Raw genomic sequence first — 14,855 nt, forward strand, 5'->3', positions numbered from 1 at the left:
CTCTTATCCAACTGCAATAATGCGAGCCAGGAAGAAAGCCCAAGTGGTGGCAATCCCTCCCAGAAGGAAGTGGGCCACACCCACAGCCCGACCCTGAACGATGCTCAGAGCTCGAGGCTGAATCGCAGGAGCCACCTTCAGCTTGTTATGAGCCCATACAATCGACTCAATCAACTCCTGCCAGTAGCCACGACCGCTGAACAAGAACATCAGGCTGAACGCCCAGACAAAGTGGGCACCCAGGAACAGCAGGCCATAGGCCGACAAAGCTGACCCGTAGGATCCAATCACCTGAGAGGCTTGCGCCCACAGGAAGTCACGCAGCCAACCGTTGATGGTGATCGCGCTCTGGGCAAAGTTCCCCGCCGTGATGTGGGATACCGACCCATCTGGCGACACCGAGCCCCACACATCCGACTGCATCTTCCAACTGAAGTGGAAAATCACAATCGAGAGGGAGTTGTACATCCAAAACAAACCCAGGAACACATGATCCCAACCAGAGACCTGGCAGGTACCGCCTCGGCCTGGTCCATCACAAGGGAAGCGGAAGCCCAACTCACCCTTATCTGGAATGAGACGAGAATTGCGGGCAAACAATACCCCTTTCAGCAGGATCAGCACCGTCACATGAATGGTGAAGGCGTGAATATGGTGCACCATAAAGTCAGCGGTGCCAAGGGTAATGGGCATCATGGCCACTTTTCCGGCTACAGCCACCGCATCGCCACCGAAGGCCGGGCTCACCCCAGCCAATGCAGTGGGTGCGGTGCTTCCTGCCGCTGCGGCATGCAGGTTCTGCACCCACTGCGCGAAGACTGGCTGCAGTTGAATGGCAGAGTCAGAGAACATGTCCTGGGGACGTCCCAGAGCCCGCATGGTGTCATTGTGAATGTACAGTCCAAAGCTATGGAAGCCCAGGAAGATACAGACCCAATTCAAGTGGGAAATGATGGCATCGCGAGAGCGAATCATCCGATCCAGCGCATTATCCAGGTTCACGCCCGGATCGTAATCCCGCACCATGAAGATGGCAGCGTGGGCACCGGCACCAACTACCAGAAAGCCACCAATCCACATGTGGTGGGTGAACAAGGATAGCTGGGTGGGATAATCCGTGGCGATATAGGGATAGGGCGGCATCGCATACATGTGATGCGCCACGATGATGGTCAGGGAACCCAAGAGGGCCAAATTAACGGCCAACTGAGCATGCCAGGAGGTGGTCAAGTTTTCATAGAGACCATCATGGCCCTTGCCGCCGAACAGCAGCGGATCCCCTTTGTGACCTTCTAGGATCTCCTTCATGCTGTGGCCAATCCCCCAGTTGGTGCGGTACATGTGGCCAGCCACGATGAACAGCACCGCCAAGGCTAGGTGATGATGAGCGGTATCGGATAACCACAGACCGCCGCTGACGGGATTGAGACCACCTTTGAAGGTCAGGAAGTCGGCGTAAACTCCCCAATTCAGGGTAAAGAAGGGCTTTAGGCCTTGAGCAAAGCTGGGATACAGCTCGGCCATCAAACTCTTATCGAGAATGAACTCATGGGGTAGGGGAATATTCTGCGGTGCTACGCCAGAGTCCAAGAGTTTGTTAATGGGCAGGGAGACGTGAATCTGGTGACCGGCCCACCCCAAGCAACCAAGACCCAGCAACCCTGCCAGGTGATGGTTCATCATCGATTCCACGTTCTGGAACCACTCCAGCTTGGGTGCCTTCTTGTGGTAATGAAACCAACCAGCAAATAACATCAGGCCGGCCATGACCAGAGCTCCAATGGCGGTGACATAGAGCTGGTAACTGTTGGTGATACCGGCTGCCCGCCAGAGTTGGAAGAAACCCGAGGTAATTTGAATTCCCTGGAAACCGCCGCCGACATCGGCGTTCAGGATCTCTTGGCCGAAAATAGGCCAAACCACCTGAGCGCTGGGCTGAATGCCAGTGGGATCGCCCATCCAGGCCTCGTAGTTTGAAAATCGAGCGCCATGGAAATACATGCCGCTCAGCCAGACAAAGACAATGGCCAAGTGGCCAAAGTGAGCACTGAAGATTTTACGCGAAATGTCTTCTAAGTCACTGGTATGACTATCGAAATCGTGAGCGTCGGCGTGGAGGTTCCAAATCCAAGTCGTAGACTTTGGACCTCGAGACAAGGTGCGGTCGAAATGACCAGGCTTAGCCCACTTCTCGAATGAAGTAGGCACCGGATCCATATCGACTGTCACCTTGACGTTCGCCTCCCGCTCGCGCGGGGTAGTTGTCATGGAGACTCTCCTCTCTCTAGACAAGATGCGAGCAAACAGATGGAACTCATCTATCGACTTGTTCCGATCATACCGTCGACATCACAGACTAATAGACTAGTGGGTATGAGCCGGAAGTTCGACAGGGATTACTCTTCAAGCATTATAGTCTCGTATTCTTCACAATCTTGACAAGCCTTTACAATATTTCAACTGCGCAAAGCCTCATCTCATAACGGTTTTGCGTTTAATCCACGCATAAAATCGAACTCTGGCATGGCTTTCATTAACAAAACTCAATAAACCAGGAAAGCTCAATTCAAGCAAAAATAAGATCTTCAACCTTTTGCTTAACAAAGCTTAAATAATTTGTTTACATTTTTGCTGCCGTTTTTGGCGGGCTTCCAAGCAAGAATATGGCTGGCCCCTGGGTTGAATAGGGGGCCCTCCTGAGCGGGCACTCCAGTAAATCCACATAGTGCCCTATGGTTATAGAGACGCCTTAAGGAAAGAGCATGCAAGGGGGCAGCATGTACGTGCTACGACAGATAGTTACTGGGTTTCTGATCGTGCTGTTAGGGATTGGCGTTTGGGGATGCAATGGTCAAGGGCCGGCCCTGAAGGGCCATCGCAATGCCACCAGCCAACTCATCAGTGAGCCCGGCGATACCCCCAATCAGCTGGCTGGTCGCCTCGCCGAGGTATCACCGCCCCAGACCATTCAGGCCCTCAAGGCCATCATCGATCGCTACCATCCCCAAGTCCGCATCCTCAGCCCTCGCCCTGACGAGGTGATTGAAGATACCACCGTAGCAGTACGCTTCCAAGTGCGAGATTTGCCCCTCTTCAAGCATCCTGACTGGCAATTAGGCCCCCATCTGCATGTCTTTCTAGACAACCAACCCTATCAAGCTGTCTACGATCCCTCAGAGCCTCTTGTCTTCTCCGATTTAAATCCCGGCACCCACACTATCAGGGTCTTTGCTTCCCGGCCCTGGCATGAAAGCTTCAAAAATCAGGGGGCCTATGCCCAGACAACGTTCCACCTATTTACGAAGACGTCTGAAAATGCCATCGACCCTGAACAACCGCTATTAACCTATAGCCGCCCCCAGGGCAGCTACGGCGCCGAGCCAATCATGCTGGATGCTTATCTGACCAATGTTCCCCTGCACTTGATTGCCCAAGAAGATAGTGAGGATGATATTCCGGATTGGCGCCTCCGCTGTACCATCAATAGTCAATCTTTCATCTTTGATCGCTGGCAGCCTATTTATCTCAAAGGTTTTCGGCCGGGACAGAACTGGGTGCAGCTAGAGTTGATCGACGACCAGGGCACCCCCATCGACAATACCTACAACAGTACGGTGCGACTGATTCAGTATGCCCCCGGGGGAGACGATACCCTGTCTCGCCTAGTGAGGGATGAGCTCACCGTCGCCGAAGTTGGCGGTATTGTTGACCCCGACTATGTTGCCCCTGCCCCTGAGACAGCTGAGCCTGAGGTGGAAGTAGAGGAAGCAGAGGAAGCAGAGGAAGCTGCAACAGAGGAAGCAGAAGAAGTAGAAGCAGGCCCCAAGCCGGCTGAGCCAGAGTCTCAACCAGATACCAAGGAACCTCCTGAACAGCAGCAGGTTGAGGATAGAGCACCAGAAACTGAAACCAAGGTGGATAGGGCTGCCGATACCGAGACATCCCCCAAGCCCCCCTCAGAGACAACACCTACCGAAGCGGTGACACCCTCAGAGGCCGAGCCGTCCTCCTCTCCAGCCTCTAAGGAGACATCCCCAGCCACTATTGAGCCAAAGCCAGACGACCAAGCACCTGCCCCGAGGAGCTCAGAGGATAATGTAACCAGCCCTAATCCCGATCAACAGTCCTCGGCGGATGAAGCAGCACCTGCCCCGGAGGAAACAGCTGGCCCAGAACCTAAGGCGTCGGTAGAAGATGTAGAGCCATCTCAGGGGCTACGGCGTCGCTGGCAGCAATGGCGGCAACGTCGTCAACCATCGCCAACCCATACCGAAGGTGATCGTCCGGAAGCGTCAACATCTCAGTCTGACTTAACCGTCCCCGAGCCCCCCGAGCCCTCCGAAGACCAAGCCGCGGCTAAGGCTGGCGGTAAAGAGGCGGCCGAGACTGAGCGTAGTGACCAGGACAAGTCTGAAGAGTCCTCCTCCGAGGATTCTGAAGCTGTCGATACCGAGCCAGCTCCCAGTCTGGAGCAACCTTTCATTTAAGGTTCTGACTTCAGGGAAGATCCTGTCTCTGCAGGAGTCTCTTGGGCCAAGGTATCCGATGTGGCCTGAGAATCAACCATCACGGGTTCGCGCTGATCGGCTGCTAGGGACTTTTCGGCAGGCCGCGACACATCAGGCTTGGCTTCTCGGACGCCTTGGGTAGCTACCGCTGCCACCAGCATAGAGCTGCCCCCTAGCACCACGGCTAACAGGCGGCTTTCTCCCAGCCAGTGCACCATCACCCATCCCAGCACCAAGGAGGCGAAGATCTCGGGCAAGACGATGAAGAAGTTAAAGATACCCATATAAATGCCACTTCTCTTTGGTGGCAACGCCCCTACTAACATGGCATAGGGCAGTGACAGCATACTGGCCCAGGCAATGCCGACCCCCACCATGGCCAACAATAGGGTGTAGCGATCGTGAATCCACATTAGGGATATCAACCCGATTCCTCCGCAGGTTAGGCAGAGGGCATGAGTCATACGCCGATTCAGAATGGCCGATACCCGTGGTAGCAAAAACGACACTCCAAAGCAGACGGCGTTGTAGGCAGCAATACAGAGTCCAGCCCATTCAATCCCTTCGGTATAGAGGGCCGAGGCCTCTTCCGTAGCTCCCAGCACATTATGAGCCACCGCGGGAGGGAAATACAGGAACATGCAGTACATGCCCAACCAGCTGAAGGCCTGCACCCAGGCCAATTGCCGCATGGTCAATGGCATTTGCTTCAGAGCTATTGTAATTTCCCGAAAGGTGGCCAAAATACCCAAGCGGCGTTCCTGCTGCCGTTGAAAGGCCTCCATATCCTTGGGAGGGCGCTCCTCCGTGGTCATGACCGTCCACAATACTGTGCTCAGGAACACGGCTGCCCCAATGTAAAAGGACAGCTTGACCGTCAGAGGAACTTTATGTTCTGCAGCGTCGGTGACGACTCCGAATAGATGGGTCAATATCCACGGCAGTGCTGCTGCCGTCACTGATCCCAGGCCAATGAAGAGGCTCTGCATGGCAAATCCCTTGGTTCGCTGATCGGAGGGCAGCAAATCCCCCACAAAGGCCCGAAAGGGTTCCATGCTGATATTGGCCGAAGTATCCAAGAGCCAGAGCAGGCCAGCAGCCATCCACAAGCTCGAGGAATTCGGCATCAGTACCAGGGCAAAGGAGCTGAGGATGGCCCCAGCTAAAAAGTAAGGACGGCGGCGTCCCAAAGGCCCCCAGGTGTTATCGCTGAGGTTACCGATAATGGGTTGAATGACTAAGCCAGTTAAGGGAGCGGCCAGCCAAAGGATCGGAATTTGGTGGGCATCAGCCCCGAGATGCTCGAAGATAGCGCTGGTGTTGGCCATTTGCAGCCCCCAGCCAAACTGAATGCCTAAGAAACCGAAGCTCATATTCCAGAGCTGCCAGAAGCCCATTCTTTTTTGACTCACACTTACCTCCACTCCAGTGAACTGTTACTCTTTGCAGCCACAGTTCCTGGTGGCGGGTAGTAATAGAGTAAAAACACCATGACAACTAGGAATGACAACAGTCCCCTACGGAATACATTCCCTCGGCAGATAGTGAGACCGGTTAGCCAATCCTCAACGGCATGTCACGTTGGCAACAGCACGGCACCGTTAGGAGCCTACGAATTGGGATTAACAGGTTATCGATGTCAATATAGGGGTTACCCACCCAGGGAAAGGACACGAGGCAACCTTGGCAGGGAACCTTTTACCAGCAGCCCTGGAGTCATCACCTTAACTCATTAGGAGTCAGTATTCAGACTCGGGGCCGGGCAGCTCAAGGACCTCCCTACCAGATTCCTGTGAGGCACTGTTTTTATCCTAACGTGTTTTATTCGAGCTTCCCTGTTATGGGGACTACTGCCAATGGTGCCTATTTAGCTGATTGCGAGGCTCGCAACTGGCCACAAGCGGCTGATTTCTCTAGACCGCGGGAATAGCGGACGCTTACGGCAATGTGGTGCTCTGCCAGGGTCTGAACAAATCGGCGAATATGCCGGTGGCTGGGGCGCTGATAATCAGCTTCATCAATGGGATTGTAGGGAATTAAGTTGACATGGCTTTGAAAGCCCCGCAGGTGTTCTGCTAACTCGATGGCATGGTTCACCCGATCATTGACACCTGCCAATAGGATGTATTCGAAACTGACCCGCCGCCCAGTTTGATTGACATACTCACGACAGTCATCCAGCAGGGCCTGGAAGGGATAATGGCGGGCACTGGGAATCAAGCGCTCCCGTAAGGATTGGTTCGACCCATGCAGGCTCACCGCCAAGGTGATTTGCAGTTGGTGCTGCGCTAGTTGTTGAATTCGCCCCGGCAAGCCAACGGTTGACAGGGTCATGGCGCGTTGACTAATTCCCACATCCTGATTGAGGCAGCGAATCGCTGCTACAACAGCGTCGACATTCAGGAGCGGTTCTCCCATGCCCATGAAGACGATATGGCTGACTCGCTGTTGAAAGTCTTCTTGTACCGTCAGAACTTGATCGACAATCTCATGGGTGGCCAGGTTACGCAGAAACCCGCCTTTGCCAGTGGCACAAAAGTCACAGGCCATGGGACACCCGATCTGCGATGACACACAGACTGTGAGTCTTTGGGCACTGGGAATACCAACGGTTTCGATGATGTGACCGTCGGCTAGGCGCAGTAGATATTTGACGGTGTCGTCTGGAGCGGTGACGCGATGATGCAACTGAGAGCGGCCAATGGGAATATCGGCCACCTGCTGCCGCCAGGCCTTGGGAAATACCGAGATATCGGCTAGGGAGCGGATGCCCTGGTGATAGATCCAGCGATGGAGTTGCCCGCCGCGATAGGCCGGTTGGCCTTGGGCAATAACCCAGTCAGTGAGCTGTCTTTGGGAAGCGCCTAACAGGGGCGTGAGGGATGTCGTCGGGGCGGAGGTAAGGGTGGCATCAGCCATGGCAGCAACGTCGAGGCAGGTGACTAGGGCGACACGACAACACACGAGGTGAACTCGAGATAGGGTCCTATCCTAACAATCTCTCAACGTGTAGTGTCGGCTAGCTCTGTATCAGGGTGAGGGGAGCCTCGAGTAGATCGGTAAGCCTAGTTGGCAGGCGTTAGCCTTGGTCTTGCCGATGGCGTCGCCGTCGACCTGGGGGCTCGTCATTTGGCGCTTCAGGCTGAGTGGGAGAATTCATCAAGTCCACTAGCCCTTCGGTGAGCATTTTGGGGTCCATGAAGACTACTTTGGAATTGTCGCTAGCGCTGAGTTTTTGGTTGGACTCAACATAGCTCTGGGCAATCAGGAAATTGAGGATCTCTTTGGAGTTGGGGCGCTCTTTCAGGGCATCAGACAGCATTTGGATGGATTTTACGGTGCCTTCGGCTCGAGTGATGTCAGCCTGTTGTTCTCCCTCAGCTTCTAGCACGGTGGCCCGCCGTTTCAGTTCTGCGGCCTGTTGCTGTTGCATCGATTCAATCACATCGGGCGGGGGTTCAATTTTTTGCACTTCTACTCGAGTTACCTTAACCCCCCAAGGTTCGGTGGCCTCGTCGAGTTGATCTAAGAGCGCCTTGTTCATGTCCTCTCGTAGGGAGAAGGTCTCTTCCAGCCGCATTTTACCGATCTCTGAGCGCACGGTGGTGATTACCAGCTCTCGAATGGCGGCTTCAATATCCTCTACGGCATAGTAGGTACGCTCTAGGTCTAGAATCTTCCAATAGACAACGGCGTCTACTTGCAGGGCAACGTTGTCTTTAGTGATGGCAGCCTGGGGCTGCACATCTAGAATGCGCTCTCGAATGCTGTCTATCAGGACGACTGCATCTAGCATTGGGATGATAAAGTTGAGGCCTGGCTTCAGTTTGCCTCGATAGCGACCCAATCGCTCCACTAGGCCTTCATTGCCTTGATTAATGATGCGCACAGACCCAACGGTATAGGCGACAATCAGGAAGGCCAGAGCGGCAAAGATTGATGGGGACCCCATGGTGGGTACGCTCCTGGTGCTGATAACGTGATATCGACAAGTCTAAAGCCTTCTTACCGATTCAGCGGCAAATTGGCCCTCAGGTGCTGGGCAGTTGTAGTGAGGACATCACCATGGCAATGAGGGCGATGATCCCGGCGATAATCATCAGGCCAGCCGGCATGAATTTGCGGGTCTTGCGCAGGCGATCGATGAAAACGATGATGAGGACCAGGGTAACGATTAGGGCAAGCCACTGCCCCAGGAGATTCCCGCCGGCCCAAAGCACTCCGCCGAGGATGAGCAAGGCGCCGCTGATGAGGCCAGAGATGAGGGAGGGACGGCTGCGTACCTTGACGTAGCCCATGATGCCTCCCAGGATGGCAAGGATGCCGTATGCGATCGCAACCGCTGTGCCGAGTGTCATCGATCCCCTATGGTGCTAACAGGTCGCCTCCTATCCTGCCAGGTTTACGGATTATCCGGCCTTACCCTCAGGCAATCGTTACATTCCCCTATCCATGAGTGGACTTGCCCCCACCGTCATCGCCGACATCCAGCATTATCGACAGCAGGCCCGCTCTCTGCTGTTGTACTATGCCGTCTGGGAAACTCCCCCTGGCCAGGCATTTCTGCAACTCCTCGATGCCCTCTACGCCAGCGACAGTGATAGTTGCCTCCAAGCCTACGGCAACTGGTTTGCTGCCCTGGCCAAACCAGGCGAGAGCTGGTGCAGTCATCTACTGCAGCGCATTCTAGAGGCCGATAATCCCTTCAGCCACTGGAGTCAGCAGACAGACTTAGCCCATCTCCCCACTCCCTTGGTACAAGCTGCCCGGCACGATCTGCAGCGGCTGCAGAGCCTATATGGGTTTCCGGAACAGACTCTAGCCCACTGGGTCCAAACCCTGTGTCAATTACCCGAGCCCCCTGTGGTTTGGCAACTGCCAGAGCCAGCTCCATCCCTGAAACTCTTTCACCTGACCAATTGGAGCGACGGCCTCGACGAACTGGTTGCCCACTACCGTCACCACGGCACTGGGCTATTTGCCCGCTACCGGGCCCTGCGCTGGCAGAAGGGGCAGCTGCTAGGCATCGCCCATGCTGATCCCATTCGCCTAGACCAACTGGCCGCCTACGACTATCCCCGCCAGATCCTGATTCGCAATACCGAATTCTTGTTGGCTGGCCATCGCGCCCTTCATGTGCTGCTCTATGGCAGTCGGGGCAGTGGCAAGTCTTCCCTGGTCAAAGCCCTATTGAACCAGTATCATCCCCAGGGGCTGCGACTGGTGGAAGTCGCCAAGGCTGACCTACAGGATCTGCCCCAGATCGTGGAGCAGCTGCGGCTAGTCCCCTTGAAATTTATCCTCTTCGTCGATGATCTCTCCTTCGAAGAGGACGACGACGCCTTCAAAGCGTTGAAAGTAGTCTTAGAAGGCAGCCTCACCGCCCGCCCCGACAACGTGGTGGTCTATGCTACCTCCAACCGCCGTCACTTGGTGCGGGAATTCTTCAGCGAACGGCCCCGTCCTCGCGATCAGGACGAAGTGCAGGCCTGGGACACCCTGCAGGAGAAACTCTCCTTCAGCGATCGCTTCGGCCTCACCCTCACCTTCGAAGCCGCCGACCAACCCACCTATCTCACCATCGTCAAGCACTTGGCCAGCCAGGCGGGGATTCAGTTAGCCGACGCCGACCTGGAACGTCAGGCGTTGCAATGGGCCACTCGCCACAATGGTCGCTCCGGCCGTACCGCCGGCCAGTTTATTGACTTTCTGCAGGCGGACTTAGCGCTAGGAGAGGGAGACAGTGATTAGGAATGTTGTGGAACGATACATCTAACCCCTGCATTTGCTCCAGTACGCCGAGCAGCGGGAGTGGAGACGGTTGGTGGCGATACCGGAGTCAGGGATTTTGATTGCCCTGGAGCAGGGAGAGGTATTTAGCTATCTGCTGCAGTACCGGCAGTTAGGGTAAGTCTCAATGGCTAGGGACTACTGAAGTTCTTGGCCTTTGTTGGGGTTCAGGCTGTGACTATGTATTGAAGAGAGGTTAATTGAAGAGAGGTTAGGTATGCTAGGGGCAGGCTTACCTAGAGACGACAACCATGACGTTGCAAGAGTTAATACAAGAGGCTCAACGCTTGAGTTGGCAAGAGCAGTTTCATCTAGCGACTCGTTTGTTGCAATGGGTTGAGGCTAAGATGCCAGTCCAATTTGAAAGTCAATCTACAAAACAACGTCAGCCAGATTTACATCCTGGGGCGTTTGTTGTCGCAGATGATTTTAATGAACCTTTGCCTGATAGCTTCTGGCTAGGTGAAGGATGAAGCTTTTGTTGGATACTCACACGTTTATCTGGTGGGACAGCCAATCGAGCCAGATTCCTGAGGGCACGTTGGACTTATTGAAAAGCCCTGATAATGAGCTTTTACTCAGCTTGGTGAGCGTTTGGGAGATTCAGATTAAGGCACATTTAGGCAAACTTGAGTTGAAAGCGCCTTTGCTGGATATCGTTCAACGGCAGGAAAGCCAGAACGGTGTTGTGATTCTTCCTATCGCCCTTGCCCATATTATTGAGCTTGACCAGTTGCCCTGGCATCACAAAGACCCGTTTGATCGGTTGCTCATCGCCCAGAGTCGGGTCGAGGCAGCAACGCTAGTGTCTAAAGACCCAGCTTTTAACCACTATGACTGCCAAATGATTTGGTAGCAGTGCCCGATATGAGAGCGATCGCTGCTTATCCGGATGATAGGCCTTATCCCAGCTACCTGATGTTTGACATGGTGAATCAGCGCCCGATTCATGTGGTGGCAGCAAAGGATAATGAAACTCAGACGGTTTATGTCGTGACTGCCCATGAGCCTGATGCAAATCTCTGGCAACCTGACTTCAAAACTCGGAAAAGACCATGATGTGTGTCATTTGTAAGCAAGGGCAAACCCAGGCTGGCTGGGTGACGGTCACGCTGGAGCGTGAGGGGGCGATTGTGGTGTTTAAGCGGGTGCCTGCTGAGATTTGTGAAAACTGTGGTGAATATTACCTCAGCGACGAGGTGACCGGGGAATTGCTAGAGCGGGCGGAAGAGGTGATGGCCTAGAGGCCGGTCTTTGACCAACGCTAGTGGTGCTGAGGTTGAGATTCGTCGCTATCAGCTTGAAGCCATTGCTCTGCCTGGAAGAAATTGAGCGCGATTCCCGAGTCGGGGATGTTGATGACGCCTGAGTAGGGGGAGGTGTTCAGCTTGTTAAGGCGCGATCGACAGGTGGATTGACCGTAGCACAGTCAAACTCTAGAAAGTTCAGCAAAAGTGGGACGAACTTAATCCTTAATGTCTGTTTCGCTTTTGCTGATAGACCTTTGATTTTCCGAAATTTTCTCTTGCTGAACTGATGAGCTGGTTAAGATAGCGGTAAGCCATTCCTGATTCTGATGGAGCATGACGCAAAGTCCTGGAAATCAACCTAGCTGGTGGGATCCTGTCCAAAAACTCTTGGACAAAAAGTATGTTGATTGGGGGGTTCCCAGTGTTTTTATCGCCATTGCAGTTAGTTATGCTAAGCCTCCTAATCCAGACTGGCGATCATTTGGTATTTTTCTGGGAATCGCAGCAGGAGCTTGGCTATTACTTCGGATTGGCAGCAGGCTACTGCCCTACTTCGATAAGCTACTGGACTGGATATTACGCAAGCTAGAGGAAGGCTGTGCTGAACTCACTGATCGCACTGAAGGCATTTATTACAGATACTTGAAAGCCGATTGCGAAGACTACGAAGGGCGAGGGTTCAATGCAGGAGGACTCAGCCTAGAAGCCGTCTATGTCCCCCTGAAGCTTTCGGAAAACGCGGCCAGAAATGTCTCTCAAGACATTGTCAGACAGCAGCGACGGGCATTTGACCCACAAGCCTTTCAAAGAATTGGCAAATTGATTTCGACCATTGGCAGCCCGAAAAGCCGTTGCTGACATCTGGTGATTTTGGGCGCTCCGGGTTCAGGCAAATCGACCTTGATGCGTCACATCACATTAATGTACGCCATTCGCAAACGGCGGCGACTACATCCACGAGTCCCAAAACTGCATCCGGTCTTATTGCGCCTACGAGAAATCTACGAACTCATTCTGGAACATCCTGAGCCATCCTTAGCTGACCTGACGAAGCAGTTCTTTCAAGGAAAATCTGGTGACCTGAAAGCCAAACTAGAGGAGAGTCCTCGATGGTTTGAGAAGCGGCTGCGCCGCGGTCGTTGCCTGGTAATGTTAGACGGCTTAGATGAAATTGCCGATGATAGCCAACGGCAAGCAGTCAGTCGGTGGGTAGATCGGCAACTCAAAGACTACTACGAGACGCCATTCATTCTGACATCTCGACCGGATGCGTATAAAAAAGCGCCTCTCTATGAAAATGCCATTGAGCTTGAGGTACAGCCGTTCTCGACCAAGGAACGCAATACCTTTATCCACAATTGGTGCTTCAACTGGCGCAAGAACACAACCGAGGGCAGAGTCAACACCGAGAAAGCTAGACAGCGGGCAGAAGGCTTGATCTATCAAATTGAGTCGTCTCCAACATTGCGACTCATGGCCACCAACCCATTGCTGTTGTCTTTGATGGCCCGCACCCATGTCGACAAGGGCAAACTGGCCAGCAAGCGAGTGGATCTCTACGGCGAGGTTTGCCAAGTGCTGCTAGAAGGACGACAACGCTACCGCAAGACAACGGAAGCGGTATTATCCGCCAGTCGTAAGCAGGGAATTTTGCAGCGCTTGGCCCTGGAGATGACCAAGGCCGGAATGCTCCAGTTCACCTTAGACAACAAACCCGCGAAAGAAGGGACGTATACTCAAGCAAAGGCCCTACTCCAAGCAGAACTCAGCCGCGTTCCTAGGCATGCGCCGACGCCAGAGGAATTTATCGGTAAAGATGAAGTTGGCGTGCGGGAACTGCTGAGCGATCGCCAGCAAGAAGGACTGTACGAATTTGCCCACCGCACCTTTCAGGAATATTTAACCGCCGCCGAACTGAAACGAACCGGACGGATCGACTGCTTGCTAAACGCCTTTGCGGTGGGTGAGCAAGCGTTGGCATGGTGGCGCGAAACCATTCGCTTTTATGCGGCTCAGGCAGATGCCACAGCCATTATTGAAGCGGCTTTGAAGGAAGAGCATCGTTCAGTTGCGGCTCTGGCCTTAGCCTATGAATGCCTGAACGATACGGAAAACCTCGATCCGGCAACTCAGCAAAAACTAGAACAAGAACTGGACCGGGGGTTACATTCCAGCGATTTAGAAGAATTTCGTCTGGCCGCCAGAGTTCTGCTGTCGGTGCGCTTGAACCGCCTGAATACCGACATGCGAGAGCCGCAGACGATAACCGATGAAATCCCAGAGATAGAAGATTCCGAATACGTTACCTGGGCTGAATATCAGTTTGTGCAGGATCAAATATTGTTGCGAGAGATGGCAGAGTCCGAACGTTCCATGCCTTCGCCCAATCGCAAAGCCATCCCCGATGCTAAGCAGCCGGTGACAGGCATTGATATTTGGGATGCCTACCAATTTTGTGGTTGGCTCAGCCAAATGACTCAGAAGCAGTTTGGAGAAACAGCGCAGTATCGACCGCAGCAACCATTCGACGGCAGGATTCAGTTAGTTAGGTTTCGCGTGCCTGAACAGTATCAACCACTGGCCTACTATCTATCGACCGGACAATGGCAAAGGGCCGATCAGGAAACCATTAAGGTGATGCTTAAAGTCGCCGGCAAGAAAGATCAGGGCTATTTAAGCGTTGATGACATTAAACACTTCCCAGGTGTAGACTTGCGGCTGATCGATTTTTTATGGGTCACTTATAGCAATGGACACTTTGGCTTTAGTGTGCAAGAGCAAATCTGGCTAGAGGTAGGTGGTAAGCTAGATTTTGGCAGAGACAAACAAGCCGCCAGCGCGGCCTTCAAAAAAATGAGCGATCGCAACGGCTGGCGGGTAAACGGAAACTATATCTCCTACAGCCAAGTAACTTTCGACACTTCTTCTGCCCCGGTGGGACACCTCCCTGGTGTGGTGGTTGTTTGCGGTGATGTCTCGGGGGGGGGTGGGGGCTGTGTGGATTGTGCTGGGGTTTTGGGGTCGTTGGACGATACGTGCTGGGGCATGGTATTTCTCTTCTCTCGCATCCAGACTTGTAAAGTCTAATTCATAGGCACTTCAGACATTCCTAAACTTTTATTGCCAGGTGCCGATCTGCGAGAACATGAGGGTTCCAGCGTTTTCTTACCTGGCACCGAGGTTGTTATCAATTTCTACGTACTGTTGTCAAATTGCATACCTGAAATCTCCGGATTCAGGGCATTGACCAAACCACCTACAAACGAATTGCGTTGATTAACCCGACAGACCCTGTAGGGGCAAACGG

General features: G+C 53.6%; 14 protein-coding genes. 9 read left to right on the forward strand and 5 right to left on the reverse strand.

The window, feature by feature from the left end; all coding sequences use genetic code 11:
• Nucleotides 1–3: 3 nt before the first annotated feature.
• Nucleotides 4–2,268, reverse strand: coding sequence for a photosystem I core protein PsaA (psaA, locus tag XM38_RS24480; protein WP_088431356.1), 2,265 nt, complete (start codon nt 2,266–2,268; stop codon nt 4–6).
• Between the two features lie 494 nt (nt 2,269–2,762).
• On the opposite strand from psaA, the gene XM38_RS24485 reads away from it, so the two are divergent.
• Nucleotides 2,763–4,487: a hypothetical protein gene (locus XM38_RS24485; RefSeq protein ID WP_080805018.1), complete on the forward strand. Its 1,725-nt coding sequence runs from the start codon at nt 2,763–2,765 to the stop codon at nt 4,485–4,487.
• Here the strand turns inward: XM38_RS24485 and XM38_RS24490 are convergent.
• The 4 genes from XM38_RS24490 to XM38_RS24505 all read right to left on the reverse strand — a co-directional run bounded on the left by XM38_RS24490 (nt 4,484) and on the right by XM38_RS24505 (nt 8,866).
• Nucleotides 4,484–5,881 carry an MFS transporter gene (locus XM38_RS24490; RefSeq protein ID WP_080805217.1) on the reverse strand — a complete coding sequence of 466 codons (1,398 nt, stop codon included), beginning with the start codon at nt 5,879–5,881 and terminating at the stop codon, nt 4,484–4,486. The genes XM38_RS24485 and XM38_RS24490 overlap by 4 nt on opposite strands.
• Before the next feature lie 490 nt (nt 5,882–6,371).
• Nucleotides 6,372–7,427, reverse strand: coding sequence for a dual-specificity RNA methyltransferase RlmN (rlmN, locus tag XM38_RS24495; protein ID WP_080805215.1), 1,056 nt, complete (start codon nt 7,425–7,427; stop codon nt 6,372–6,374).
• A gap of 160 nt (nt 7,428–7,587) precedes the next feature.
• Nucleotides 7,588–8,460, reverse strand: coding sequence for an SPFH domain-containing protein (locus tag XM38_RS24500; RefSeq protein WP_080805016.1), 873 nt, complete (start codon nt 8,458–8,460; stop codon nt 7,588–7,590).
• Between the two features lie 79 nt (nt 8,461–8,539).
• Nucleotides 8,540–8,866 carry a TMEM14 family protein gene (locus XM38_RS24505; protein WP_080805014.1) on the reverse strand — a complete coding sequence of 109 codons (327 nt, stop codon included), beginning with the start codon at nt 8,864–8,866 and terminating at the stop codon, nt 8,540–8,542.
• A gap of 94 nt (nt 8,867–8,960) precedes the next feature.
• Between XM38_RS24505 and XM38_RS24510 the strand changes: the two genes are divergently transcribed.
• From XM38_RS24510 to XM38_RS24535, 8 genes are all read left to right on the forward strand, one after another.
• On the forward strand, nt 8,961–10,259 hold the full coding sequence (locus XM38_RS24510; RefSeq protein ID WP_088431358.1) for an ATP-binding protein: 1,299 nt from the start codon (nt 8,961–8,963) through the stop codon (nt 10,257–10,259).
• A 34-nt stretch (nt 10,260–10,293) separates the two neighbouring features.
• Nucleotides 10,294–10,419 carry a hypothetical protein gene (locus XM38_RS28110; protein ID WP_256995734.1) on the forward strand — a complete coding sequence of 42 codons (126 nt, stop codon included), beginning with the start codon at nt 10,294–10,296 and terminating at the stop codon, nt 10,417–10,419.
• Between the two features lie 130 nt (nt 10,420–10,549).
• The gene (locus XM38_RS24515; RefSeq protein ID WP_080805010.1) at nt 10,550–10,771 is read left to right on the forward strand and encodes a hypothetical protein; all 222 of its coding nucleotides are present in this window, start codon (nt 10,550–10,552) and stop codon (nt 10,769–10,771) included.
• Entirely contained in the window at nt 10,768–11,154 is a 387-nt protein-coding gene (locus XM38_RS24520) for a type II toxin-antitoxin system VapC family toxin (RefSeq protein WP_080805008.1), read from the forward strand. Before XM38_RS24515 ends, XM38_RS24520 begins: the two co-directional genes overlap by 4 nt.
• Before the next feature lie 11 nt (nt 11,155–11,165).
• Nucleotides 11,166–11,357 carry a DUF4258 domain-containing protein gene (locus XM38_RS29305; RefSeq protein WP_080805006.1) on the forward strand — a complete coding sequence of 64 codons (192 nt, stop codon included), beginning with the start codon at nt 11,166–11,168 and terminating at the stop codon, nt 11,355–11,357.
• Nucleotides 11,354–11,542 (forward strand): type II toxin-antitoxin system MqsA family antitoxin, encoded by a 189-nt coding sequence (locus tag XM38_RS24525; protein ID WP_080805004.1) that lies wholly within the window; start codon nt 11,354–11,356, stop codon nt 11,540–11,542. The genes XM38_RS29305 and XM38_RS24525 overlap by 4 nt, the downstream gene beginning before the upstream one ends.
• 339 nt (nt 11,543–11,881) lie before the next feature.
• Nucleotides 11,882–12,406: a hypothetical protein gene (locus XM38_RS24530; RefSeq protein WP_080805002.1), complete on the forward strand. Its 525-nt coding sequence runs from the start codon at nt 11,882–11,884 to the stop codon at nt 12,404–12,406.
• A 6-nt stretch (nt 12,407–12,412) separates the two neighbouring features.
• Nucleotides 12,413–14,635, forward strand: a complete 2,223-nt coding sequence (locus XM38_RS24535) for a GUN4 domain-containing protein (RefSeq protein WP_225889409.1) — start codon at nt 12,413–12,415, stop codon at nt 14,633–14,635.
• Nucleotides 14,636–14,855 lie beyond the last annotated feature (220 nt).

The organism is Halomicronema hongdechloris C2206 (assembly GCF_002075285.3).
GTDB classification, from domain to species: Bacteria; Cyanobacteriota; Cyanobacteriia; order Phormidesmidales; family Phormidesmidaceae; genus Halomicronema_B; species Halomicronema_B hongdechloris.